Annotated in this window: 16 protein-coding genes and 1 tRNA gene; 9 read left to right on the top strand and 8 right to left on the bottom strand. The window is 60.7% G+C overall.

Going from position 1 to position 26443, the window contains the following annotated elements:
* Positions 1-20: 20 nt before the first annotated feature.
* Entirely contained in the window at positions 21-1484 is a 1464-nt protein-coding gene (locus EH165_RS02695; RefSeq protein ID WP_124797913.1) for an NAD-dependent succinate-semialdehyde dehydrogenase, read from the bottom strand.
* Between the two features lie 181 nt (positions 1485-1665).
* On the opposite strand from EH165_RS02695, the gene EH165_RS15300 reads away from it, so the two are divergent.
* Positions 1666-1812 (top strand): hypothetical protein, encoded by a 147-nt coding sequence (locus tag EH165_RS15300; protein WP_164479092.1) that lies wholly within the window; start codon positions 1666-1668, stop codon positions 1810-1812.
* Between the two features lie 79 nt (positions 1813-1891).
* Positions 1892-2776, top strand: a complete 885-nt coding sequence (locus tag EH165_RS02690) for a hypothetical protein (protein WP_124797912.1) — start codon at positions 1892-1894, stop codon at positions 2774-2776.
* Positions 2777-2827: 51 nt separating this feature from the next.
* On the opposite strand, the gene EH165_RS02685 is transcribed toward EH165_RS02690, so the two are convergent.
* Positions 2828-3580, bottom strand: a complete 753-nt coding sequence (locus EH165_RS02685; protein WP_124797911.1) for a hypothetical protein — start codon at positions 3578-3580, stop codon at positions 2828-2830.
* Between the two features lie 378 nt (positions 3581-3958).
* Here EH165_RS02685 and EH165_RS02680 point away from each other — a divergent pair, with 378 nt between their 5' ends.
* Positions 3959-4258 carry a cupin domain-containing protein gene (locus tag EH165_RS02680; protein WP_124797910.1) on the top strand — a complete coding sequence of 100 codons (300 nt, stop codon included), beginning with the start codon at positions 3959-3961 and terminating at the stop codon, positions 4256-4258.
* Positions 4259-4376: 118 nt separating this feature from the next.
* Here the strand turns inward: EH165_RS02680 and EH165_RS02675 are convergent.
* The 4 genes from EH165_RS02675 to EH165_RS02660 all read right to left on the bottom strand — a co-directional run bounded on the left by EH165_RS02675 (position 4377) and on the right by EH165_RS02660 (position 15562).
* Positions 4377-4453 (bottom strand) — tRNA-Thr (locus EH165_RS02675).
* A gap of 252 nt (positions 4454-4705) precedes the next feature.
* Positions 4706-12601, bottom strand: a complete 7896-nt coding sequence (locus tag EH165_RS02670; RefSeq protein ID WP_239020765.1) for a DUF5979 domain-containing protein — start codon at positions 12599-12601, stop codon at positions 4706-4708.
* Positions 12602-13105: 504 nt separating this feature from the next.
* Complete coding sequence (locus EH165_RS02665; protein WP_124797908.1) at positions 13106-13396, bottom strand: hypothetical protein; 291 nt, start codon at positions 13394-13396, stop codon at positions 13106-13108.
* Positions 13397-13423: 27 nt separating this feature from the next.
* Positions 13424-15562, bottom strand: a complete 2139-nt coding sequence (locus EH165_RS02660; RefSeq protein ID WP_124797907.1) for a DUF5979 domain-containing protein — start codon at positions 15560-15562, stop codon at positions 13424-13426.
* Positions 15563-16256: 694 nt separating this feature from the next.
* Between EH165_RS02660 and EH165_RS02655 the strand changes: the two genes are divergently transcribed.
* Positions 16257-16844 (top strand): TetR/AcrR family transcriptional regulator, encoded by a 588-nt coding sequence (locus EH165_RS02655; RefSeq protein WP_206426064.1) that lies wholly within the window; start codon positions 16257-16259, stop codon positions 16842-16844.
* On the opposite strand, the gene EH165_RS02650 is transcribed toward EH165_RS02655, so the two are convergent.
* Positions 16841-17620, bottom strand: a complete 780-nt coding sequence (locus EH165_RS02650; protein ID WP_124797905.1) for a DUF6308 family protein — start codon at positions 17618-17620, stop codon at positions 16841-16843. The two genes, EH165_RS02655 and EH165_RS02650, sit on opposite strands and share 4 nt — an antisense overlap.
* Positions 17621-17812: 192 nt before the next feature.
* Here EH165_RS02650 and ilvD point away from each other — a divergent pair, with 192 nt between their 5' ends.
* The 5 genes from ilvD to EH165_RS02625 all read left to right on the top strand — a co-directional run bounded on the left by ilvD (position 17813) and on the right by EH165_RS02625 (position 25179).
* The gene (ilvD, locus tag EH165_RS02645) at positions 17813-19546 is read left to right on the top strand and encodes a dihydroxy-acid dehydratase (RefSeq protein ID WP_124797904.1); all 1734 of its coding nucleotides are present in this window, start codon (positions 17813-17815) and stop codon (positions 19544-19546) included.
* Between the two features lie 327 nt (positions 19547-19873).
* Complete coding sequence (locus EH165_RS02640; RefSeq protein WP_124797903.1) at positions 19874-21526, top strand: ABC transporter substrate-binding protein; 1653 nt, start codon at positions 19874-19876, stop codon at positions 21524-21526.
* A gap of 46 nt (positions 21527-21572) precedes the next feature.
* Positions 21573-22514, top strand: a complete 942-nt coding sequence (locus EH165_RS02635) for an ABC transporter permease (RefSeq protein WP_124797902.1) — start codon at positions 21573-21575, stop codon at positions 22512-22514.
* Complete coding sequence (locus EH165_RS02630) at positions 22511-24322, top strand: dipeptide/oligopeptide/nickel ABC transporter permease/ATP-binding protein (protein ID WP_124797901.1); 1812 nt, start codon at positions 22511-22513, stop codon at positions 24320-24322. Before EH165_RS02635 ends, EH165_RS02630 begins: the two co-directional genes overlap by 4 nt.
* Complete coding sequence (locus EH165_RS02625) at positions 24319-25179, top strand: ATP-binding cassette domain-containing protein (protein WP_124797900.1); 861 nt, start codon at positions 24319-24321, stop codon at positions 25177-25179. The genes EH165_RS02630 and EH165_RS02625 overlap by 4 nt, the downstream gene beginning before the upstream one ends.
* Here the strand turns inward: EH165_RS02625 and EH165_RS02620 are convergent.
* Positions 25169-26416, bottom strand: a complete 1248-nt coding sequence (locus EH165_RS02620) for a cytochrome P450 (protein WP_124797899.1) — start codon at positions 26414-26416, stop codon at positions 25169-25171. The two genes, EH165_RS02625 and EH165_RS02620, sit on opposite strands and share 11 nt — an antisense overlap.
* Between the last annotated feature and the right edge of the window lie 27 nt (positions 26417-26443).

Genomic DNA, 26443 nt, shown 5'->3' with positions numbered 1-26443 from the left:
TAGGTGCGGCCCGGATCGCGTTACAGGGCGATACCCACGTATTTCGTCTCCAAGTATTCGTTGATGCCCTCGGCGCCACCTTCGCGGCCCACCCCCGAGGCTTTGATCCCGCCGAACGGTGCGGCCGGGTTGGACACGATGCCCTGGTTAACTCCCACCATTCCTGTTTCGAGACGCTCGGCAACCGTCAAAGCTCTGGTGAGATTTTCAGTGAACAGGTATGCCACCAAACCGTATTCGGTATCGTTTGCCAAGGTCACACCCTCGTCATCGCTGCTGAAAGTGGTGATGGGTGCGACCGGGCCGAAGATCTCTTCGCGGAACATCTGCGCTTGGGTGTCGACATCGACGAGTACCGTCGGCTGATAAAAATAGCCGCGATCCCCCACCGTGTTGCCGCCGGTGAGAACCTTTGCGCCGCGGTCCGTGGCATCGGCCACCAACTCCTGGACCTTGGCAACAGCTTTCGCATCGATCAGCGGGCCGACAGTCACGTCGTCGTCAATACCACGCCCGATCTTCATCGCCCCCATTCGCTCCGCAAGTCGTGCACCGAACTCCTTGGCAACCGACTCGTGAACGATGAAACGGTTTGCGGCAGTGCAGGCCTCACCAATGTTGCGCATCTTGGCCAGCATCGCGCCGTTCACCGCGCGGTCAAGGTCTGCGTCCCCGAAAACCACGAACGGCGCGTTGCCGCCCAGCTCCATCGACACCCGCAGCACTTGCTGGGCAGACTGCTCGATCAATGCACGTCCTACTCCAGTGGACCCGGTGAAGGTCAGCTTGCGCAAGCGCGGATCACGGATGATGGGTTCGCTGACAGCGGCGGACTGTGACGTGGTGATGACGTTGACCACTCCGTCGGGTACGCCTGCTTCGGCCAACAACGACGCGAAAGCCAGCATCGTCAACGGTGTTTGGTTCGCGGGTTTCACCAACATGGTGCATCCCGCAGCCAAGGCTGGTCCAATTTTTCGCGTGCCCATCGCTAGCGGGAAGTTCCACGGCGTCACTGCATAACAGGGGCCCACCGGTTGGCGCATCGTGAGGAGCCTGGTGCCGCCAGCGGGCGCGACGGAGTAGGTGCCGGTAATCCGCACCGCCTCCTCGGAGAACCACCGAAGGAACTCGGCGCCGTAGGCGACTTCGCCCCTTGCCTCGGCGAGGGGCTTGCCCATTTCCAATGTCATTAGCAAGGCAAAGTCTTCGGCGCGAGCGGTCATGAGATCAAACGCCTTACGCAAAATCTCGCCTCGGACGCGCGGGTCCGTTGCCGCCCACGCTGGGCCAGCCTCTGTTGCCGCGGCAAGGGCGTCCAACCCGTCCGCTGGTGTAGCGTCCGCGACCTCGGCGAGCACCTCGCCTGTCGAAGGGTCCTCCACCGCAACGGTATTGGGCGTCGATCGCCATGATCCGCCGATAAACAAGCCGGTATTGACGCCAGCGAGGACCTGCGAGATCCGTTCGGTTGACACACTCATTTCGCGCACTCTTCCCGTTATCCGCGCAGACCCAAGAATGGGGCGACGCCACCTCCTCGCGATTCTTCCACGAGGACCACCGGGCACACGGCGCAGCCACTCGGTTGGGTTAGAGCGCGGCCCGAGCCGGGTACTACAACAGCACTGCGCCTGCACTACCCCCAACGGAAAGAAGCTCGCAATGACGGATCCCACTGAAGCCGAAACCACGAACGACCATCCAAACACGGAGTCGGAAGGGAGTTCTGTACCCAACACGCTGACAGGAGCCGGAATCGGAGCCTCGGCCGATCCGAGCACTTTTGAACCGGAAGAAGAGACCGACTGACGTTGGCCAAACGCGGAGAACAAGCTGACCAGGCTCCAATCCCCCGGGACGCCACTTTCACTGCAGCTACGCTTGCCGTATGCACCGACGGATGGGCGCCCTCATCGTCATCGCGTGTGCCCTGGCGGTTCTCACGGGGTCGCGCCTGCTTTACCCCGGCTTGCCCGGACAAGGTGTGAGGGCGGCGCTACCGGAACCTCCCCCTGTCGGTTCGTGCCTGGAAATGCCGGCCCGCAGCGTCATTGCGTGCGACCAACCGCATGACGTCGAAGTAACCGCTGCGTGGCGCGCTGACGGGATCGGCCCCGATCCGTCCGCCTCGGACCCGTGTTCCCTCCCGGCCGTCGCCCTGCTGCATACCTCCGCCCAACTCAACAGGTTCGGTCTATTTAGGGCCACACACGACTCCTGGAACCCCGTTGGTCGTGACCTGATCTGGTCGCAGACCTCAGGTCCTGTAGCCAGCGCACCCACCAAGTGGGATTGGCACGTCTGCGTAGCCGGGCCTTACGCAGCCGCTCCCTACTCCGGAAAATTGCAGGACATACTCGAGCGCGATCTCACCCCGTCGGCTTTCGGCGACTGCTACTCATCTGACGGGCTACAGCGGATTAGCTGCACCGAACCCCATCAGCGCGAATACCTCAGCCGCTTCTACGGTTTCGTTCCCTCAGATAGCACTGCCGATGGCGCGGAAGGGTTTCCCGTGTATGTGCCGGAGGACGGCATGAAAGAACGGTGCACCGCTATCAGCAAAGAACTGATGGCCACCGCCGACCCGACGTTTGCGGGCCGGCTTGATCTTAAGATGAGTTACTCGCGAAATTCCGCCACGTGGCAAGGCGCAACGGGCACACTGCTCGGTTTCGATATCAACGCCGAGTGTTACGTCCAGGCACCTGCCAGCACCGTGTTGACCGCAAGCTTGGTGGGAATTTCAGCGGGACCACTGCCGCTTCAGTGAACACCCCACCTGCATTCACAGCCGCGGCACGACGAGGGCAGCTGCGGCCTGTTAGCGGGCATTTGCAGTCAGGATCAGATCTGTAATCACCGGCGCAAAATTGACATCATAATTTTTCGCGAACTGCGCGCCGGTGCACAGCACGATCACGTTGATATCGCGCCCACCATCTACGTAGGAATACACCTGAGCCTCGGCATTGACTGGGTAGAAAGCTACCCTGGCGCCATCAAATTCGAGTGTCTGGGTAACGCCGGTGCCGTTGATCTCGACAGGGAACGTGGTTCCTTTTCTTTCCAAAACGGTCTTATCAGTGCCCGCCGGAAGAAAAGTTTGAACGACCTTGACCTCGTAATCGACAACATCCTGAGCGGTTCGAGCATCTTCTTGCGGAAGCTGATTGAAACCGTGCGTCAGAGTCAGACCGCACGAGGATTCCCCGTACCGCCAGGTACGTGCCAATTCGTCCGCGGCAACCACCGTCCAGGGCGCAGGCAATTGAAGTGCTCCCCAACGAACATCAACGACTTGGGTTTCCACCGGCGACGCGGCAATAGCTACCGGATCGTTTTTACTCACCGCGGTGATCGCGAAAGCGAGTCCGATCACTCCCACCAGGGCCGCACCAGCCGCAAACAGCGTGGTCCGCTGAGTTCTCTTCGCCGGCGCTGACGAAGATTCCTGGGCTCCCGCCGACAGCAATTCGATGTGTTCGTCCCCGCGATGCATATGCCCCTCGGGCAGCTGGCCTACCAACCCAGGGTCTACGGCGGGTCCCGCCTTTGGGTCGTTGCTGTCAATCACCAAGTCTCATCCCCCTCAAGAAAAAGCACACGCTGAACAAATGTCAGGCAGCCCAGTGAATAACCAGGTAACAGGCCACCATGAGAGCAGCGAGACAGATAACGAACACTACTTTTCGCACCCACGCCCGCGTCGTTGAGGAAGCTCCACGCAGCAGCGGCTGACCGGCGATTCCCCTCTGAATGTATCCGAGTCCCCACATCGGGTGTTCCGAAAACACGTTCATCCCCACCTCAAGCGTCTTCGCGCTGGGAGCGTATGGCAACGTCCGTGAGTGGGTCATATGTCAGAGACGGCGCTGATCTTGAATTATCACGTCACGTGATCAACTCGTAATGCGATGCCTTCTCCTGTCCACACCGACCGCTGGAGTACCGAATGAACCAGACCGACGCTGCTACACCCACGACCACCATCGATGACGACGACATACGTGTCACGTCATGGAACTTCGCAGAGCAGGGAGCTGCGACTGGGATACATCGCCACGAATATGACTACGTCGTGGTGCCAATTACCGGCGGCCAATTCCACGTCACCAGTGCCGACGGGACCATCGTCGAGATGACGCAGGTCGCAGGGTCGGTGTACCGGGGCACGGCCGGGACCGAACATAACGTCGAAGCTGCCAGCTCCGCCGTCTTTGTGGAGTTGGAGATTAAATCCCGGAAGGAATAGTCAAATCGCAAAGCTGCAACCGCCGAATTGAACCAGAATAGTCCGGCATCGCCAGTGGCCCGGACCTTGTGGCGCACTTGCTCACCCGGCTGCTGTGACAGCCGGCGACCTGCGTTTATGGAGCCGCCTATCGGACTCGAACCGATAACAATCTCATTACAAGTGAGGCGCTCTACCAATTGGAGCTAAGGCGGCAATGCTGTCGGTCCCGCCCTCAGACGTACCAACCATTCAATTCTAACGGTTCAGCAGCGCCGGAAGCACCACTGCTACAAGCCGGGCCGTACCGCGATCCACGTCAACCAAATCCCTCGCCGTAGCACGAACCGTTGCGCATCGGCGGTAGCTCTGCCATTGAACGAAAAGAGGGGCAGCGCGACCTTCTCGCACTGCCCCTCTTTTGCCTACTCTTCCGTTGTGGCGCTCCACCCGCGGAGCACCGCAGTGCTACGCGGCGTGAGTCCCGTTGCCATCCTCACCCTTGCGGCGGCGAGCTGCCACCAGAAGGAACGCCACACCAGCCAGCAACATCAACGATGCTGCGACTCCGAAGCCGAATACATCGATTCCGGTGTACGCCAGTGGCGGGCCCGTGCGAGGGGGAACCGCAGAGGACGTTGAGGTTGGCAGGGGGGTGACCGATGCAGTCGCAGTGGTCGGCAGCGCCTGGGTGCTGTTCTCGACTACAACCTCCAGCACCGTGACAGTGGCACAGGAGCGAGCCACATTGTCAGCACACGCATTGAGTACGTCTGTGGTGGTGAACGACTGCGGTTTCACCACACTGAACGAGTTCACGTAGACGCCGGCCTTGGGGAAGGTCGCCACCACGGTGAACTCCACACTTTGCCCAATGGGCAGCGACGCAATCTTCCACGTCAGTGTCTGACCATTGACTGCCGGCGAGCCGGTAGCGGACACGTAGTTAGTGCCTTCGGGGAGCTTGTCGTCGGCCAACAGGTTGACACCGTTGATGTCGCCGATGTTGGTGACCCGCACCGTATAGGTGCCATTCTCGCCAGCGTTACGGGTCGGCTTATCGACAACCTTGTCAATCTGTAGACGACCAACGTTGAAGGTGTTAACAACTTCAACAGCCGCGCCGTCCTTGCTCACCGTGGCGGTGCCAACGCTGGCGTTGATTCCGTCATTGGGGGTGATGACAGTTTTCACTGCGCCGCCGTTGACGGTTTCCGTCACCGAGCACTTAGTACCGACAGGCAGACCAGAAACTGTCGCGGTGTACTTGTTCTCGGACGAAAGCACCTGGGTGCCACGATCTCCGAGGTCAAACGCTTTGCCGTTGTAGGTGCATGAGAGAACAACCGTGAACGGCACGTTCCCGAACTCAGCTGCGCCCTCACCCTGCCGAACTTTGGTGATCACCAGATCAGCGACGTCAAAGGTGTTTGTCACGGTGACACCAACCGCGGTTCCAGACGTCACCTGGACGCCCGCAACGGGGAGCGGTACCTGGGCGCCGTCTGCGGAGACCGTTATCGCGGAGCTGGTAGCGCCGCCCATATCGGTTTCCACGACCTTGCACAGGCTTCCACTGAGCAAACCCTGGATAGTAGCGGCGTACTTGTTGTCCTTATTCAGTTCGAGCGTGGCCTTATCGCCCAGATCGATAGAAGTAACAACCCCGTCAACGAGGTAGGTGCAGCTCACACCGACAGTGAACGGGCCAGCCCCGAAGATATCGACTCCGTCGCCCACTCGCTCCTTCACGATGCTGAGATCGGCAACATCAAAGGTGTTCTTCACCGTCAAGTCGGACAGCTCGTCCTTGACGACGATGACAGGAGCCCCGATGAGGACACTGGTGGCGCCCCCGGTAGCGGTTTCGGTTACTGAGCAGGTGGCGCCTTGGGGAATACCAAAAGCTCCTGAACCAGTAGAAACCGTTGCCTTGTAACCGTTGTCCTTATTCAGGACAAGGACACCACCATTGGGCAGTGCCACCGTGGGGTTCGGGGTGACACCCTGCACCGGATAGGTGCAGGACACCTGAACCGTGAACGGACCCGCCCCGTAGTTAGCCACGCCGCCACCATCGCGAGTCTTCACAACCTGCACGGTGCCCGTGTTGAAGGTGTTGGTGACGTCCACCAGGATCGGGGTTACCGAGTTGGTAATGATGACCGACGGCTTGTCGATCGTGGCTTCGTTAGCTCCGCCCTTATCGGTTTCCACCACAGCACACTTGGTACCCGCGGGGAAGGTCTTCGGCACCAACGTGGTCTCGCCGCCCTTCACCGTCAGGTTCCCGGTGTACAGGTTGACGCCTCTGAAATCGCACGTCACCGAAATCGTGAAGGTGCCCGTGCCGTAGGTACCTGCTCCACTGCCCGCCACCGACTTCATCACCGAGAGTTGGCCTGCGCCAAAATCGTTGGTGATAACTGCGGTGTGGTCAACGGGAGTCTTCACTGCCACGGGAGCAGAGATGCCCGACACTGCCTTGGCGCCATCCACCGAGATGCTTACGCCAATGGCGCTGTCCGTGCCAGTTTCGGTCACGACGCAGGAGCTTCCGAGTGGAACCACCATGGAGCGCGACGCTCCGCCGGCAATGGAGAACGTGAACTTGCCATTGACAAAAACTCCGGTGTTGACGGGCACTGAGTTGAAGGTGCACGACACTTCGACGGTGAACGGTCCGAAGATGACGCCAGAAGTGCTACCTACAACCTCTTTGGAGACAATCAGCTTGCCCGCCGGGTAATCATTCGTGATGGTGACATCTGACGACTTCGGCACTTCGGCTGTCACACCGGCCATGGTGATGGTCACTGGGCCCGAAACGGTGCGCGTGGTCTCTCCGTACTTGCCAGTCGAGCCAGCTTCCACCACGGAACACACGGCACCGACCGGGATACCATCCAGCCGCACGGTGTACTGATTCGCTGCATTCAGCGTGATCTTCTCCGTACCAGCGGGGAAGGTCACGTCGAGTCCATCAATCTTGCACGTGACGGTGGCATCGAAAGAAGTGGGAGCGCTGTCCTTCGCAGCGCCGGTCACCGACTTCATCACCTTGATCGGACCGGTTGCCAACGAGACACCAGCCTTATTCGGCTCTGCTGGTGCACGAGGGGTCGGCTCCTGGTTGGGCTCCTTGAAGGATCCACCGACGGCGAACGAGTTCCAAGCCTGCTGCGCAGCATTGGATACGGCCACCGAAGCGCGGCCGGGTCCTGTCGGGACGTTCTTGGTGTCAAACAGCACCTTGAGGGCTGCTCCCGGCGGCAAAGTGGCGCCAGGAAGATTGTCGAACGCGAAGATGAACTTCAACCCCGTCACAGTGCTGGGGTCGACCAAACTTGCCGATGGCGACCACGATCCAGCAGGACACGTGCTGGCATTGGGCAGGTACAAATCGAGCGAGCAAGGCGTCGCCGCTGTGGTGTAGAACCACTCGTACGTCGTGCCAGCGCTGAGCGTGTCCGTCATGAGGGACACGTTGCCGTTGAATGCCGGGCGGTAGGTCGACCCGCGAGGTGTCGTCGCGATGACGCCCTTGTCGTTGGCAAAGGGCAGAATATCGACGAACCGCAAGCGGTCAGACGGAATATTTCCACCGTTAATGACTTCTAGCTTCCAATTGTCGACGCCTCCGACGACGGAGTTGGCCGCGCATGGGTAGCGGTAATAGCCGTCCACGTCAGGTGTGCACGCGGTGGCCGGATTCAATACGTTCTGGGCTCCAAGATTCGCTGCAGCCTTGACGCCCTTGCCGGTGACGAGGCCGCCAGCCTTGAGCGTCGTGAGGGTTGCAGTGGTGGTGCAGAAGCCATCCGCGTCCAGTGCGGCAGGCCTCGTTGATGGTGCCAGCGGCTTGCAGGTCGCTGCGGCGAAAGGCACGTCGCCCTTCACGCCGAAGGAGTTCTCGATGGGGGTTCCGAGCACGAGGCCGGGAGAGACCATCACCAACACCGTGATTTTGTAGGTTTCACCGGGTGCCATCTTTGCGCCAGCCGGGAAGGTAAAGGTGATCTTGTTCGTGGCTGCGGTGTAATTGACCGCGACTCCGCCCACGCCGAGGGTGGTGGGAAGCGTACCGCCCATCGAGGTGCTCAGGGTGGGGTTGCGGAACGGCAAGTACACGAGGCCGCCGACTGGGAGCGTGTCCACAATGACCGGGTTCATGATGTTCGCAGTACCGGTGTTTTTGAAAATCAAGCTATAGGGGACCTCTTCACCCGGCGCAGACTGCTGCACCGAATCCTTGAAAACTGCCACCGACGTGGTGCCGGCGTTCAAGGTGAAATTGGCAGTCGCTTCGGCAGAGGGGGCAGTCAATGCGCCCGCCGTCGCTGTGACCGATACCGTGTTGGGGGTAACGCCCGGGAGGACTGGACCGGAGGCGTCGCGCAACTGAGAGCGCAACACCACATCGAGCGTGACGATGGCGTTGGCACTTGCCAAGAAGGCAGCGCCGTCAGACCTGGAGAAGGTGACCCGAATACCGGTGACGTCAGCTCCTACGCCGGCTGGCAACACCGGTGCGGCAGCAGGAGCTCCTATCTGCCACACTGCTCCGGTTGTCTTGGTCTGGTAGTCAATCTGTGCCTGATCTGCACCTGTGGGCAGTGCGGTGATTGCCAACGTCTGCAGGTTGAAGGTGTTCCAGAACTCAGGCGAAACATCGGTCAGGGTGAGCACCTTGGGGCTAGCCGAACCGGTGGACCGAGCCTGCAACGCCACCTTGATGGGGCTAACAGGCGTTGCCGCCAGCGTGTTGTCCGGGGTAAAGGTCTTTCCGGCAACCACCTGGAGGGACGCCGCGGTCAGCGTGACCTGTGCGCTTGCGGTGTCGGCAACCTTGTCAAGATCCAAGGTGCGAACTTCAAGGATCGCATCGTCGAGCTGGGCGGTCATCGTGTTCGTGATGGGACTGTCGACCACCGCAATCACCGCGGCCGTGGAGCGAGCTGTCGGTCGAAGCTGAGCTGTGAGGCTCACCACGCCCGCGGCTGCAGCATCAATGCGTCCTGCAAAGCTGACGCTTACGCCTACGACGTCTTGCAACGCCGCCGCCGAAAGTGCCTGCGCAGCAGCCAGGCTGACAGTGTTGGTGGTCCCATCGAAGTACGTCAATTTCACGGTGGACGCGGCAAGCGTGGCACCGGAAGGCAACGTGGCTTTGATGTTGGTCAGCGTGAACTTCTCGAAAGCATTTGACGCGTTGTAGGGGCTGGCGCCATCGATGGGATCAGTCACGGACAGCTTGTCAACGCGGCTCGGCGAAGTATTTTTCACCGTCAAAGCGAAGACGCTGCTCGGGAAGGCTGCCGCTGGGGTTCCCAGCGCGGGGATTGCGAGAGTGCCGGGAGTAGCGGTCTTTGTTGCCTTGACCGTCAACGGCTGGTCCAGGATCAGGACCGAATCCGACTCAGACCCCACGATGTTCGCTGAGCCGTCGGCTGGAACAGCCACCGCACCAACAGTGTTGTTGACCAGACCTTTGTCGCTGGTGTTGTACAGCCGAGCACCGGCAGCGAGGTCCGTGCGGCCAGGCTCCGAGACACGAACCGTATCGCGGACCTGGTAGGTGAGGTGCAGCGGCCGATTGCCACCGACGGAAACTCCGGACCCGACCTCGGGCGCGGTCACGTCCGTGGTGTTCTTCAGTTCCTGCGCGCGATTGGGATTCTCAACAAAGGTCACCCGCACGCCCGTGGTACTGGCCACTTGAGCTGGCGTCAGCGTGTAACCCGGGAACTTACCGTTGCACGAGTTGGCAACCGCACAGGCCACCGAGGTGACATCTGTCCATGCAACGCCATTGAAAAGCTCGACCTTGCTGACCGCATCCCAGCGGATCAGCGGATCGCCGTACGTGGTGATTGCGTTGCTCGACTTACCAGGTGCGACGATCGCAGCCGTCGGCGAAATCGCGTCGATTTTGAGCAGGTCAAATGCTTCGTAGGCGGTACTCACCGTGTTACCAGGTGTTGTGCCGGCCGGATCGCTGATTGCTACCGAAGCAAGACCGTCGCGGTCACTGCCCCAGCTCAACATGGTGCCGATCTTCGCTCCAGAGCGTGACGGTACCGAGGAGGGCAGATCCCAATCCTTGTCGATCGGGAAGGTACCCGAGCCACCCTCAAAGAGTGCAGAAATGTCGGTGCAACTTGTCGATGCTGCGGCGGTAATCGTGCCATCGGTGGCAGTGGCCGTCGCACAGTTGGTGTACTTGGGTGCTGGCGCGGGAGTCGGCACCGTGGTGGACGTTCCGGGTGCGTTACGCAGTGCGGGACGAACCCGGAACCCGATGTTCGGCTGGACTTTCGTAGAGGGAGCGAAACCAGCTAGGTCCTCGAACGTGAAGCGCAGGCCCACCAAGCTACTGGGTAGGACATTGGCGGGCAGCAAGGAGCTCAAGCCAGCCGAGAATACCTGTGGCCCGGTAACTGTTGTCAGCAGCTGCGGCGCGCCCGCTGCCGTGTAGTACTCGATCTTCAGTGTTGCACCAGCCGGGACCGAGGTCGGCGCGATGGAGACGGCGTTGAACGCATTCCAGAAGTCGCTGGCACCAACGGTTTGTGGCTCGTTAATGACGATCTGCGTAGGGCGCACCGTGGTGGTGGCCGCGGGAACAGTCGCGGGGAGTTGAATGACGGTCCGCGCAGTGGGGCGGACAGCGGAGGGGGTAGCGATCTTTTTCAGGTCGACGCCGATTGATGGTGACTTCACGGCCAGATCGGCAGTGGCGGTCTTCACTGGTGCGGGTCCACCCGCATTGGCTCCGGTGACGTCCACAGCGTTGGTGTAGACCTTGACAGCCTGCGGGCCATCGGTGATGGGTGGGCCAGAGTTGGGGCCGGTCACGACGCCGAACTTCAGTGTCGCGGCAGCACCGGACGGAATCTCGCCGGTGAAGGTCACCGAGAACGAGGTCGTTCCGGCAGGAATAGCCGGGAAGGTACCCGCCGTGTTGGACACAACGGGCGATGCGCCATTAAAAGTGAAGGCAGCGCTTGTCGCGCCTGCGGGCCAGGTAGAAGCTCCCCAGTTGGTGAGCTTCACGTTGGTGCCATCGAAGAAGGTGTTGCCGCTGCCAGGTTCAGAGATGGTCAGCGTCTGCAGGTTTCCGGAGGAAGTGTTGGTGCCGGTGACGGTCACGCCCCGGGAAGAACCTGCGGCAATGCTGGAAGGAATGGTGCCGTCAGGCAGGGCTGGAATCGGATCGAAAGACTTCTTTGCCTGCACTGAAGCGGTGAGAGCTGTGATGGTGTAGGGGGCTGTGACCGGTAGAGCGTCAGCTGGTCCGTCGGCCGTGGTGACAGTGGCTTGGGCGGTGTTTGTCACGGCTTCACCGTCACTGAGGACGGCGCCGTCGACTCCCACTGCTCGTTGCGCAACATTGACGACGATGGATCCGGCTGCGCCAGCGGCGGCAATCGCCCCGTTGCTCGAGGTGAAGATGATGCGCAGGCCTGTAACGCTGGCAAGTGCGACAGCGGGGAGGGCCGCTGCCGCTGCTGGGGTGCCGGTGACCCACGTGCCACCAACGAGTGCGTCAACCTGAACGCGGTCAGCGCCCGTCGGGAAAACAACGGCGCCCAGGCCGGTCAGTGCCACCGCATTGAACGGGTTGGCTCCCGCGGATGGTTCCAGGATCGTAATCGCCGAGGCTGGGACGTTGGAGTCGTTCTTCGCTCCGAGAGTGATGTCGGAACTCGCTCCGGGTGCGTACACAGCACTGGCGGGCGCCCACGTCTTGGTGTCACTTGCCGCAAGCACGGAGACAACATTGACCGCCACCGGCGCAGTTGCAGACTGCGAGGGGCTGTTGGTCGAATCGAGGGAGGCGGTGTTGGAGACGCTGGTTCCATCAGCGGTCTTTGGGGTATTCGCGGGGAAGCGAACCTGGATCTGAACGGTCCCGGACCGTCCTGCGACCAGGCCCAAGACCCCAGGGCTGTTGGGGAGTTCATCCTCGAACGTGATGGTCAGTTTGCGCGACCCGGCTACCGCAACGGCGCCTGCACCGTCCCAGTCGAACCCGAACTTCGCCGCGGCGGTCACCGCGGGGTTATTGGGTCCGGGAACTACTTCCAGCGGAAGGGGGATGGAGTCTGTGAGAACCGCATTCGCGCACCCGTCGTCGACGGAGGAACACGTAAACGCGAGTGTGTAAGTGAAAGTTTCGCCTGGCTTCACCACCGAGGATGAGGCCGTCTTAGACAGGCTCATCACTCCGGTGCCTTCGCCCGGGTCTGCTGACGCGGTCTGGTTCGAAGCCAGACCAAAAATCAGCGCCATGACGGCGGTGAGCACTATTCCAGCTCGACCGAACAAGTGAGGGCGACCTCGGGATCCCTTGTTGTGCATGTTCACTTCCAGCTCCTGCGGCTACAGACTTCGATGGATCAACTACCTCGTGCAGTCGATGTACAACCCGGACTTCCGCGAATACGAGCTTCAAAAAAGGCTCGATCAGAAAGGACGGTCAGACTCCGCAAATCTCACGCGTGAAACGAGGAGATCTTTGCACTCTGTAGCGAAGCCATCACCCTTACGGTGCAGCCGCCACTACCGTGAATTTTGCGTCAAATCGGACATTGATTACTTTTAGCTTCACAGATTGGCCCATTGGCGTGGTCTGCTGTCCTGTCACCGTAGTGGCAGCCGAACGAATAAGTAACTATTGAGAATTCAATTTCACTCTTTCGTGTTTGCCCGGCGTCCGAGGTATCTGCATGTTCGTGTTGCATCATCTTGCCCTTTGGGTGACGTCTGCCGAAAAGGTGACGGTGAGCAACACAAAGAAGGGGCTAGGCGAGAAAACCTCGCCTAGCCCCTTCTTTCACTCGGCCGCGTGAGCGGCGAGGGTAACTACGTCGTCTGACTACCAGCGTTAGTGCGTCGGCGACGAGCGCCCAGCATCAGGAACCCAGCACCCAGCAGTAACATCAACAACCCTGCCGAGCCGAAGGCTTCTGCGTCCACTCCGGTGGCAGCCAGCGGGAATGTGCGTGTTGGCACTGCCGGTTGCAGTACCACTGGCGGCGTCACAGGAGGCGGCGTCAGTATCGGCGGAACCGCGTCCCCCTGACCCACGATTTCCTTGAAACGGTCGTCGACTTCGATCGCAACACACGACCTGTTCATGTCGTCCAAGCACACGCTGTCGACCTTGGGCTGGTCGAACGACTACTTTGCTTCCACACCAAAGGAGTTCGTGTAGCTACCGCTGTTCGGGAACGTGGCGAGCACCGTAAAGCTGACGCTCTTTCCGATAGGCAGCGACGCGATCGTCCAGTTCAGTTTCATCCCGGTCACCACCGGCGAACCTGTTGCGGAGACCAGAACGGCGCCGGTGGGCAGCGTGTCGTCAGCCTGGCCGTCCACGAAATCAACAGCACCAATGTTGGTCACTGTGACCGTGTAGGCGGCCGCGCCGCCCGGTGCCACCTGATTCTTGTCGACCACCTTCGAGATCTGCAGACGGCCGATCTTGAAGGTGTTCACGACCTGAACAGTGCTTCCTGCACTACTGATTACCACGGCCCCTCTGGTGGCGTCTTTGTTGTTCGGGGTGATGACGGTGCTGACTGCCCCGCCGTTATCGGGTTCCACCACAGTGCAGGCTGCGCCGACTGGCAAGCCGGTGATGGTTGCTACATATCCGTTGCCCTGCGACAGGACCTGACTGCCAGCCGCGCCGAGGCTGTAGGTATTGCCGTTGTACAGGCACGACACACCTACGGTGAACGGCCCGGCACCGAACTGCGGGGCGCCGTCGCCGTCCCGCTTTTTGACGATGACGAGGTCCGCTGCGTCGAACGTGTTGACAACAGTGACCGAAGTTCCGGGCACGCGGACAAGAGAGATCAAATCTCCGCTGCCTTTTTCGATGAAGGTATCCGGAACAATTTCGACACCCTCGACGGGGAAAACTTCTCCGTCGGAATAGATCTCGCTGGAGGTCGCTCCACCATCGTCGGACTCCTCCACGACGCAGCGGGCACCGAGAATCACATCATCGATGGTTGCTTCGTATCCGTTGCCGTTGTTTAACACGGCTTCTCGGGTGAAGCCCGTCAATACCCCGTCGACAAGGTAGGTGCAGTTCACAGTGACCGTGAACGGTCCGGCACCGAAGATGTCTACTCCGTCACCCTTACGCTCCTTGATGATCTCCATCGATCCGACATCGAAGACGTTCTTCAGGTTCAGATCAACTGTTTCGTTGCCGACGACTGAGACTGAATCACCCGTCATAATCTGGGTAGCTCCGCCACTCTTCGGCTCCGTCACAGTGCAGTCCGAGCCCGCAGGGATACCGAAGGGCCCATCTCCGTCAGAGACCATGGCGCTGTAGTTGTTTGCAGCATTGAGAATCACTTCGCCACTATTGGGCAGCGCAACGACTGTGGCCTCATCGTCCACGTCGTAGGTACATGTCACCTGCGCGGTAAACGGGCCGGCGCCGTAGGTCGTGGCCCCCTCGCCCGTCACTTCTTTGGTTATCGCTACGTATCCAACGTTGAAGTAGTTAGTGATGTCTACCAACACGTCGGAGGCGCCGATGGTGACGCTTTCGATATTTTCGTTGCCCAATTGGACGGTTGTGCTGGTGGCACCACCGTTTGCAGTTTCCGAAACCGAGCAGACGGTTCCTGCTGGGAGCTTTCCGGAGAACGGTTTAACTTCGCCGCCGACAAGCGAGATCTCTCCTTCGGTCAGGAGTGAATCCTGGAAGTAACAGCTCACCTGTACGGCGAACGGCCCAGACCCGTAGGCACTCGCGCCGTCACCAGCGACGGACTTCTTGACCGAGAGCACTCCGGCGTCAAAATTATTCGTAATGACCGCGACGTTGGAATCTGCATCAAGGATGGTGATCGGGTCGCCGTCCTCGAGGATCGCCTCGGGTCCGTCGGTGAACTTGCTGGACCCTTTCCCGTTGTAAACGATTGAGACCGGGTTGGCCCCACCCTGTTTGGTTTCGTCGACGTAGCACTGCGCTCCTACTGGAACGACAATTTGGACCAACTGATCACGACTGACGGGGAAAACGAACCTTCCATTGACGAAATCTCCACCTTCAAGGCCGACGCCCCCAAGCCTGCAGGTCACAGTGACTTCAAACGGTGCATATGTCACATTGACAGCATCGGAGGTGACTTTGGGCGACACCAGTAAGACGCTGGTGGGGACGTCTGCCGCAGCGTTCTGGACCGACACCATGCCGAGGACGAGCGCCAGGGCAGCGCTCAGGACGAAGCCGCTCCGCCTCAATCTCGCCCAACGGCCGGATGGGGGGACGGTGTGCTGTGGTGTTTTCACTCACTACTCCTGCTCACGTGGGACGACTACAAATGGTTACGAAAGCCCCACGGAGAGTGAGCGCCTTCGGGCAAAAAGAGGCCGAGTCCCGTAGGACTTGGCCGGTACTACCGGGCCCATAATGTGAAGGCCCGATACGACAGGGCCCGAGGCGGTCTGTTTCGGGCCGGCGGCGCCTGAGGTCGGTCCCCGGCGAGGGGAGGGCTACGAAACTACCGCCGCACCTTCTGCCGAGCCATTCCGCCCTGGAGTTGAAGTTGTGTCGCGGCTGGATAAGCCCGGCAACTTCCTCACCAGATGACTTTATTGCAGTTTTACCTTATGCCCTCGTTTTGATGATGCGAAGCGGAGGATGATCACCCAAAGGAGTGAAAGGGCTTCCTCAACCCCATTGAGCTTTTCTGGCTCCATTCGACCTGCACGCAGTGCCTCACAATTGGTGGCGCTCGGGGAGTTGATCAGAGCGCAACCATGCGACATTGTTAACCTCGATGTCCCCTCCTGCAGCCCTCACTCCCCGACCTCCCGGTAGCCACCCGTTGGGCGGGAGCGAAGGCTCGACTAAGGCGCCCCGGGGCGCCAATGGAGTGTTGGTTGGGGGGCCGAAATAGCGTCCCATAGCTCCGCCGAAAGGCAGCAGATTGGGGTTCGGCCGCTCAGTCACTCCCCAAGCGCCCCTTCTATCGCCGACGCGGTGTTCTCACATCTTCAGCCTGCCGCAGCCCGACGTCTGTTGCTCTCCGCACACGATGTGTTTGCCGCCAAGGGGTATCACGCTGCCACGACGCGAGAAATCGCCGCAGGGGCCGGGATGAGCCCCGCCGCGATGTACATCCACTACCGTTCCAAACAGGATCTTCTGTTTCAGCTGAGCCTGCTCGGCCACGAGGCATGCGAAACGGTGGTCTCGACCGCTTTGGCGCAGGCGCGTGGCCCGGCAGAGCAGCTGCGGGCAATGATCGGCGCTTTCGCCGCATGGCACGCGGCGAACCACACGACGGCGCGCATTGTGCAGTACGAATTGACCTCGCTCACCCGAGACAACTTTGAGGCTGTGGCTTCGATACGGCGCCGGATAGACGCACAGATATCGAGCGTTGTCGAGAGGGGGTTAGCGACAGGCTCCTTCGAAGTCAACGATCTTCCCGGCACTGCGCTTGCCGTCACCTCTTTATGCGTGGACGTCGCCCGATGGTTCCCAGCAGCCAACCTGAATTCCCCACATGACGTCGCGGTCCTCTACGGCGACTTGGCCTTGAGAATGGTCGGCTGCAAAGACTAGTGAGCCTCGTCGTCCTCGTCCACCTCGTCGACGAACGGATCCGAGGCTTCGGAATCCCCCGCCGCTTCGCCTGAGGCGAGCGATTTCGTCCAGAGACCAGGCTTCGGACTACTGGTGCGTCCAGCTTGCCAGGCGAGGATATCCAGCGCGCGTAACGGCGTAATTACCGGCCCTTGGGCGAGCGCGACCACCTCGGCCAAGAAGTCACGCTCGCGCTGAAGATCGTTGATCATCGCTTGGCCAAGCAGCGGCGCAAATTGCTGCCAGGTGCGGCCGCGGTCGACACTGATCGGCGCATTTTCACTGCCCCGGTAGCAGAAGTCGACGTAGCGGTCGTAGAGCGGCACGAAGGCCGGGCGCTTACGGTGCATCACTTTGGCCAGCACAGAACCGCGCGCGTGCGGCAGCCGCGGCTTTGCGTCAAGAACTGAGAACAGCTCGCCCAGCAAGGCGAGCCCGTCGGAGCCCGCATCCACCAACCGTGCATCAACCGGGACCTTTTTCAGCCACCCCTCGAGCTGCAGGCGGATCGATTCCAGAGAATAGAAGGCTTTGATGTTGACTGGGGCGTTCAGCAGAGCGGGCGCGAGGAAGTCTCCGTCGCTGATCCGGCCCGGGCCACCGCCAGCCTCGAACGCGTCATACGCCGGGTATCCGAACCGCCCACCCTGGGCCGCAAGGTATTCGCGAGCTGCCGTCAACACCAGCTCACGGCCAATACCTACGCCGCCGATATGGATGAGCGTTTTGTCAGTCTGGTTGGCGCCTTCGGACACAAAAACTCCTTGGTGGTGGGTGCGGCTACTGCACTTGAACTCCTCAACAGCGTAGAGCGGAACCTATTTGGTAGACCGGCTGGGGAGGCCAGACCTATTTGTGCTGCATCTTTTACCCGTTCCACCGAGCGTCTTTGCCCCGCTAAACCGAGCGTCTTTTCCCCACTGCAGACAGGCGCATAGAATGCCCGGGTGACCGATAACAGCACGCCCCCATCAGATGTCCAGCTCAATTCGCAGATCGACATTAAGCCCCGGAGCCGAGATGTCACTGACGGCATCGAGAAGGCCGCTTCCCGCGGAATGCTCCGGGCGGTCGGCATGGGCGACGAGGACTGGGTTAAACCCCAGATCGGTATCGGCAGCTCGTGGAACGAAATCACCCCTTGCAACCTCTCTCTCAACAGACTCGCGCAGGCAGCCAAGGAGGGGGTGCATGCCGCTGGCGGTTACCCGCTGCAGTTCGGCACCATCTCGGTCTCCGATGGCATCTCGATGGGCCACGAGGGAATGCACTTTTCCCTGGTGTCCCGAGAGGTAATCGCGGACTCGGTGGAGGTCGTGATGCAGGCCGAGCGCATGGACGGCTCCGTCCTGCTTGCCGGGTGCGACAAGTCGCTGCCGGGCATGCTGATGGCCGCGGCCCGGCTCGATCTGGCGTCGGTATTTCTCTACGCGGGTTCGATTGCTCCGGGCTGGGTCAAGCTGACCGATGGCACCGAAAAGGACGTCACGCTGATCGATGCCTTCGAGGCGATCGGGGCCACTAAAGCGGGCACGATGAGCGAAGAGGATCTAGGCCGGATCGAGCGCGCGGTATGTCCCGGCGAGGGTGCCTGCGGTGGGATGTACACCGCTAACACCATGGCCTCCATCGCGGAGGCGATGGGCATGGCAGTCCTAGGATCCACCTCGCCGCCCTCGGCAGACCGCCGCCGCGACTACTACGCGCACCGCTCCGGCGAGGCCGTTGTCAACCTATTACGCTTGGGCATTACGGCGCGAGACATCATGACTCGCAAGGCGTTTGAGAACGCAATCGCAGTTTTGATGGCGTTTGGTGGCTCCACCAACGCCGTCCTGCACTTGCTGGCAATCGCCCACGAAGCCGACGTCGACCTTGAGCTATCCGACTTCAACCGGATCGCCGACAAGGTGCCGCACCTGGGTAATCTCAAGCCGTTCGGCCGGTACGTGATGAACGATGTAGACCGGGTCGGTGGCCTGCCCGTAGTGCTCAAGGCATTGATGGACGAAGGGCTCGTCCACGGCGACGCGCTCACTGTGAGCGGTAAGACGATGGCGGAAAACCTGGCGGAACTCACGTTGCCCGCGCTCGATGGTGAGGTCGTTCGAAAGTTCAATAACCCGATCCACCCCTCCGGCGGTTTGAGCATCCTGCGCGGATCGCTAGCACCTGAAGGAGCGGTGGTTAAAACTGCCGGCTTCGATCTGGAGGTTTTTGAGGGCCCCGCAAGGGTTTTCGAACGCGAACGCGCTGCGATGGATGCACTGACCAACGGAGACATCAAAGCCGGCGACGTCGTCGTCATCCGGTACGAGGGACCCAAGGGCGGACCGGGGATGCGGGAGATGCTCGCCATCACCGGCGCTATCAAGGGCGCTGGGCTCGGCAAGGATGTTTTGCTCGTTACCGACGGACGTTTCTCCGGCGGCACCACGGGCCTGTGCATTGGGCACCTCGCACCCGAATCGGTGGACGGCGGCCCCATCGCGTTTGTTCGGGACGGGGACATGATTCGGGTAGACATCCAGGCTCGAACGCTAGACCTGCTGGTGACCCCCGAGGTACTTGCCGAACGACGCGAGGGCTGGGAACCCTTGCCTCCCAGGTACACCCGGGGGGTGTTGGCCAAGTACTCGAAGTTGGTCACCTCTGCTGCGAGAGGCGCGATCACCGAGTAGCGGGAGAGCTGACATCGCGCCTGAGGCCGCACACCTATCGGTGGGCGGCCTCAGGCATTTTCCGCAGGGCGCTGCGCCTGCTCATCAAGGTTTTCCCTGAGACACCCTGGCCCCAGTGCGGGGCGACTGAGGCCGATCTGCACAATGGTTTAACTATCTCCATGGGTTCTCTCGGTCCGGACTCCGGCGCGAGCGGATCGTTCGTCATGGTTGTTTCGTCTAAGTGGGGAGTCGTTCCACCTACGTGGAATGTGATCGGTACCTGCCCCCGCAATCCATTTCGAGAAAAATTACCAGTGGCTTCACGGCCACAGGAATGAGGACAACGTGCGCACCACCACCACCACGTTTGGTGGGCTCTTGATCGCCGGAGCCCTGGTGTTATCAGCGTGCAGTAGCAGCGAGGGCGGTACGGGTGACAGCCCAACCCCCGCGCCTTCTTCCGCAACATCGGCCAGCACTTCCGAGTCGGGAGGGGCTGGCGCTAGCGCCGGCCCCGCGGCGCAGTCCAGCGATGCCAACACCTCGGCGGCACCCGCCGTCGAGGGGGCAGACAAGCAACTGGTGCTCGGCCAGAACGGCGACATCCCCACTTGGGACCCGTCAGAGATGAAGGAGGGCGCCGTCATTCAGTATGCGGAGGCGGTGTACGACCCGCTGCTGCGGAAGAAGGCAGACGCCACAATTGAGGGCAACTTGGCCACCGACTTCACCTACAACGACACCCTCACCGAGCTCACGCTCAAGCTGCGCGACGGGGTTGTTTTCAGTGATGGCGAGAAATTTGATGGCGAAGCGGTTAAAGCCAACCTCGAACACGCCCAGAAGGCTGCGGGATCTGCTGCTGAAGCAGCCAAATCGATCAGTTCCGTTTCTGTCACCGATCCGAGCACTGTGGTGCTGAAGCTCGCCGCGCCCAACCCTGGCTTGCTGTCCGCTCTGGCCACCTACGCCGGCTTCATGGTGAGCCCGAAGGCTCTCGCCGCCGGTACAGCGGCCACTGAGCCCATCGGCACGGGGCCGTACGTCTTGGATGCTGCTAATTCGCAGAAGGCGAGCAGCTATCTCTTCACCAAGAACCCTGCGTACTGGAACTCCGAGGCATTTCCTTTCGGCAGCGTGGTCATCAAGCCCTTCGAGGATTTCACTGCCCGCTTCAATGCTTTGAAAACTGGCCAGATTCAGTTCATGTACGGCAAGAACGACATGGTCGACGAAGCCAAAGCCAGCGGACTCACCGTCGGCACCGTGCCCGGCGAATGGCAGGGCGTGATTATGCAGGACCGCGCGGGGACCGTCTTGCCCGCGCTCGCTGATGTCCGGGTGCGACAGGCGATCAACATGGCATTCGATCGTCAAACCATCGTCGATACCTATTACGGCGGCTTCGCGCAGGTCTCGGAGCAGACGTTCAACCCCGCCAGCGAAGCGTGGGTGGATGCACTTAACACCAAGTACCCGTATGACCCCGCCGCGGCTAAGGCGCTGTTGGCCGAGGCCGGTTACCCCAATGGATTCGAATTACCCATTGGTTACTCCACCGGCTTCATGGATCCGCTGGTGGCGATCGTGACCCAGTATCTGGGCGACATCGGTATCACGGTGAAACCGGTTCCCATCAATGGCTTCTCGAATGGGGGGCTCGACTCCTTGCTGGCCAACCCTGTCTACATGCTGTCCTTCTCCACCAACATTCCGGCCTGGACGGACGTGCTGAACAAGATCACTCCCACCTCGCTGTGGAACCACTTTAAGTACGAGGACCCGAAAGTGACCCAACTTCTCACCGACATTCCGAACAACGCCGGCGCGAAGCAAGCCGATTTGTACAAGGAATTAAATACCTACTTGGTGGACCAGGCCTGGTTTGCCCCCATCGCCACTATCCAGAACATCTACCTCTGGTCGCCGCAGATCGATGTGACGATGCAGCAGTCGCAGTTGGTACCGAGTTTGAGATTCTTCAAGCCCGCTAGCTAAAACTCCGCACCGACCCCACCCACCGAGAGCGAAAGGACATCACCGCATGGGCGCCTTCATCCTCAAGCGGCTGCTCTCTGGGGTAGGTCTGGCTTTCGTGGTTCTCACCGGAATGTACTTTTTCCTGCAGCTCACCGGCATCGATCCAGCCCGGGGTTCGCTCGGGCTCTATGCCACACCGGAACAGGTCGCAACGAAACGTATACAGCTGGGTCTGGACCGGTCAATCTTCTCTCAATATTGGGATTGGCTCAGCCACGCACTGCGCGGTGATCTCGGGACATCTTTTTCGTCCACGTCGTCGGTGGCCGAGTTAATGGCCAACCGTTTCCCGGTGACCCTTTCCTTGGCCATCGGAGCGGTGGGGGTCGCGGCCTTCTTTGGTGTGCTCCTGGGCACGTTGGCTGCTGTTAAGCCAGGGCTTTTCGATCGCTTCCTTCAGGTCGTCATGGTTTTCGGGTTTGCACTGCCCAACTTCTGGGTCGCAATAATCCTGGCCGTGACCTTGGCCGTAGGGCTGCGATGGTTCCCGGCTACCGGCTACGTCTCGTTGGGGTCTGACCCGGCTGGATGGTTGCAGTCGATCACGTTGCCCGTCGTCGCGATCGCCATTGGCTCCATTGCCTCCATCGCCCAGCAGCTTCGCAACTCAATCATTACGGTAAGCGCTCAGGACTACATCCGGACGCTTCGCAGCCGCGGTTTGAGCAATCGCACCATCTTGCTCACCCACGTGCTGCGCAACGCCGCGCCGCCCGCACTCACGATGTTGAGTTTGCAATTTATTGCTGCTCTCTCCGGGGCGGCGATCGTCGAGAGAGTCTTTGGTCTACAGGGTTTGGGCTCGGTGGCAATCAATGCCAGCGCCGAATCGGATCTGCCCGTGATCATGGGTTTGCTACTTTTCACCGTCGTCACCGTGGTGGTTGTCAACCTGCTCGTCGACATTGCCTACGGCGCACTGAATCCCAAAGTGAGAATGACATGACGGTGCCCTTGGACGAGACTGTTTCCGGCCCGGTCGCAGCCGAGTCCCTCCCCCAGCGAAGGCGGCTGAAAGCGTTCCTGCGCAACCCTGTGGGAGTGGTTGCGGCAAGCGTCCTGCTGTTAATTGTTCTCCTCTGCCTGCTCGCGCCGCTGATCGCACCGTACGACCCGTTGCGGATCACGCTCATCGACCAGCTCAAGCCGATCAGTTGGCAGCACTGGCTGGGTACCGACACCCAGGGCCGAGATGTGTTGTCCCGATTGCTTTACGGCGGCCGAGTGAGCCTTCGGGCCGGAATCATCATGATCTCTACCGCCATGGCTATCGGGGTGCCAACGGGCCTTCTGGCTGGGTACTACTCGAAGTGGTTCGACTCCCTGGCCTCCTGGGTCGCGGGCCTGCTGATGTCGCTGCCCCAAATCCTGATTCTGGTGGTGGTGATTAGTTCGCTGGGTAGTGGGCTTGCCCCGACCATGATCGCGCTGGGCGTACTCGCATCACCCGACATCTTCCGGTTAACCCGTGGAGTAGTGATCGGCGTCCGCGACGAATTGTTTATCGATGCCGCAAGGGTTTCCGGGCTCTCCGACCCGCGGATCATCTTCCGGCATGTGCTTGCCGTGGTCACCGGCCCCGTGGTGGTGCTGGGGTCGTTCGTTTTCGGACTCGCCATCATCGTGCAAGCGGGCCTCGAGTTCCTCGGGTTCGGCGACCCCACCCGGCCCAGTTGGGGCAACATGCTCAGCGACGCCTTCGCCACGATCTACAAGGCACCCCACTTGGTATATGCACCCGGCGCAATGATCGGCGTCACGGCAATGTGTCTCGTGCTGGTCAGCGCGGCGATTGCAGACAGCCTGGGGGTAGGTCGGGCCAGTCGGCGAAAGAGAAATCACCGCATGCCCGCGCGCCATCAGGACGCTGGACGAGATTGGCAGCAACGAGAACTCGCCGACGACGGGATGGAATATTCCGCAGGTGACCTGCTGACCGTGCGCGGGTTAAGCGTCCGCTACCCGAGCGCCGGCGGCGGGAGGAGCACCGTGGTGTCATCGGTGTGCCTGACAGTTAACCGGGGTGAGGCGCTTGGAATCGTTGGCGAATCGGGATCAGGCAAGTCCCAGACCGTCTTCGCCATCCTCGGTCTACTCCCGCCGGAAGCTCAGATGGATGCGCAATCGATGGTGCTGGGCGGGGTGAACCTGATCGATGCATCGGCTAAGACGCTGCAACAACTTCGCGGCGGCGCGATGGCCTACGTACCGCAGGAGCCGATGTCGAACCTTGACCCTTCCTTCACCGTGGGCAGCCAACTGATCGCGCCAATGCGCTACAAGCTCAAGATCTCCAAATCGGCTGCCCGTTCGCGCGCAATCGCCCTCCTGGAGCGCGTCGGAATTCCGGACCCGCAGCGCACGATGGCGGCCTACCCGCACGAGCTCAGTGGTGGGATGGCCCAACGGGTGCTGATTGCCGGGGCGGTATCCTGCGATCCTGAATTGCTGGTCGCCGACGAACCCACCACCGCCCTCGACGTCACAGTGCAGGCTGAGGTTTTGGAGTTGCTCCGTGAACTACAAAAGGAGCGCAACATGGCCTTGATCATCGTCACTCATAATCTAGGAGTCATTGCCGATATCTGCGACCGGGTTGCAGTAATGAAGTCCGGCGAAATAGTTGAAACCGCCTCCGTAGCAGAGCTTTTCGCGCACCCCCAGCATGAGTACACCAAAATGCTGCTGGCTGCGACATTAGACGATGCTCCGGGCAGGGCCGCTTCCGCGCCGCCGACGGGTTTTGCGCCGTGAGCCTGCTGAGCGTCCGCGATCTGGACGTGCACTTTGCGGGACGCGGATTCCGGGCCCCTCCTTTCCAGGCTTTACAGAAGGTCTCGATTTCGATCGAGAGCGGCAAAACGTTGGGCCTGGTAGGCGAATCCGGCTCCGGTAAAACGACTCTCGGCCGGGCAATCCTCGGCTTAACACCCGCAACGGGCGGGGCAATTGAGTTCGAGGGACGCAGCGTGCTGGGCTTGTCGCGCAGGAAAAGGCGCGCGCTGTCCACTGATATCCAGGTGGTGTTTCAAGACCCGTACTCTTCACTCAATCCAGCCATGACGGTCGAGTCGATCCTGGCCGAACCCCTGCAGGCGGCGGGAACGGGTCGAAGGGATGCAGTAATAAGGATCCGATCTCTGTTGGATGAGGTACAGCTTCCCGTCGATGCTGGCAGTCGCTATCCGAGTGAATTCTCGGGGGGCCAACGTCAGCGGATCGCCCTGGCTCGAGCGCTGGCGCTGAGCCCACGGTTGTTGGTGTGTGACGAGCCGGTCAGCGCGCTCGACATGTCCACTCAGGCCAAAATTCTCGAATTGCTCATAGAAATCCAAGCCACCACCGGTGTCGCATACCTTTTCATCACCCACGACCTGTCGGTGGTCCGCTACATCAGTCATGACGTCGCGGTGATGTACCGAGGCGAGATAGTTGAATCGGGCCCGGCCGACGTCATCACCACCACGCCCACAGAGCTGTACACCCAACGCCTGTTGCTCGCCTCCCCCGTCGCCGACCCCGGACGGCAGGCGCTGCGCAGAGCCGCATGGAAAGCCCTGCCGCAACGGCCACTGGGTGTGGGGGTTCCTGAAACGGCCATCACCACGTGACGGGCAGCGACTCCAGCCCGTAGACGATCGACATCTCTCGAAAGATGATTTCCTCGTTGCGCACGGCTAACCGGAGTCCGGGAAGCCGTTGCAGCAGAAGCGGATACGCGATGCGTAATTCGATTTTTGCGAGCTCCGCGCCGACGCATCGATGGAAGCCGTAGCCGAAGGCGAAATGCTGGGTGGGTGCGCGCAGTGGGTCGAAGCTTTCCAGTGGGCTGGATCCACCGGGGCCTGCCGTGCGGGAGGTGGTGAGGTCGTCATCTCGGTTGGCGGAGCTCAACGAACACAGGATCATGTCCCCCTTGGCGATTCGGGTGTCGCCGATCATCATGTCCTCGCGCGCGAACCGCGGGAACGATACCTGGACCACGGAAAGATAGCGAAGCATCTCCTCCACGATGCCGGCGACCGTGTGGCTATCACCGGTGCGAACCAACTCGGCGTAGTCGTCATTTTGCAGCAGAATCAGCGCGCCGAGGGCGATCATGCTGGCTGTTGTCTCGTGACCGCCCACCAAGAGCCCGTCGGCCAGCCCCGCCAGTTCGCGATCAGTTACTTCATCGCCGTGCTCGCGAATGAGCATTCCCAGGAGTCCATCGCCCGGGCTCTTCCGTTGCTGCTGTACCAAATCGGTCATGAACTGAAGTGACTCGGTCATGGCGTCCAGCCCCGACAGAGCGCCGCCAAACATGTCAAAACGGTCCGCCGACAACCTGGCGAAGGCTTCGCGGTCCGGCACCGGGACGTCCAACAATTCCGAAATCACCAATGACGGAACGGGAGTCGCGAACAGTCCGGCGAGATCGACTGCGTCTCCCGTGCGTGACCGGGCATCGATAAGGGCGTCGATCCGGTCATTCACGATCGTTTCGATGCGCGGGATGAGGCGCTGCAGGCGTCGCATCGTGAATTCTGGGGTGAGAAGCTTTCGCAACCGGGTGTGCTTGGGCGGGTCGCTGAACCCCAGACCTCCGGGATCCTGATCCTGGGTTGCTTGGCCACCGGTGGCCGCTGTGAGGTTGGCAAAATCATTACTGAACGCATCGACGCTGCCCAACACCGTCTTAGTGTCGGCGTACCCGGCTACCAACCAGGCACCAATACCGAACGGGAATTCCAACCTGCTCACGGGCTGTTCCCGACGCCGCTGCGCTAGCTCCGGAACCGGGTCAAAACCGTTACGCACCAACGGCATGAAAGCAGAGTTATCAATGACAAATTCTTCGTCGCTCATCTACCTCACCCTACGTATCGTCCATGA

Source organism: Nakamurella antarctica (assembly GCF_003860405.1).
In the GTDB taxonomy this organism is placed as follows: Bacteria; Actinomycetota; Actinomycetes; order Mycobacteriales; family Nakamurellaceae; genus Nakamurella; species Nakamurella antarctica.
The sequence above is the reverse complement of the archived record's forward strand: the minus strand, read 5'-3'. Positions and strand labels throughout refer to the sequence as shown.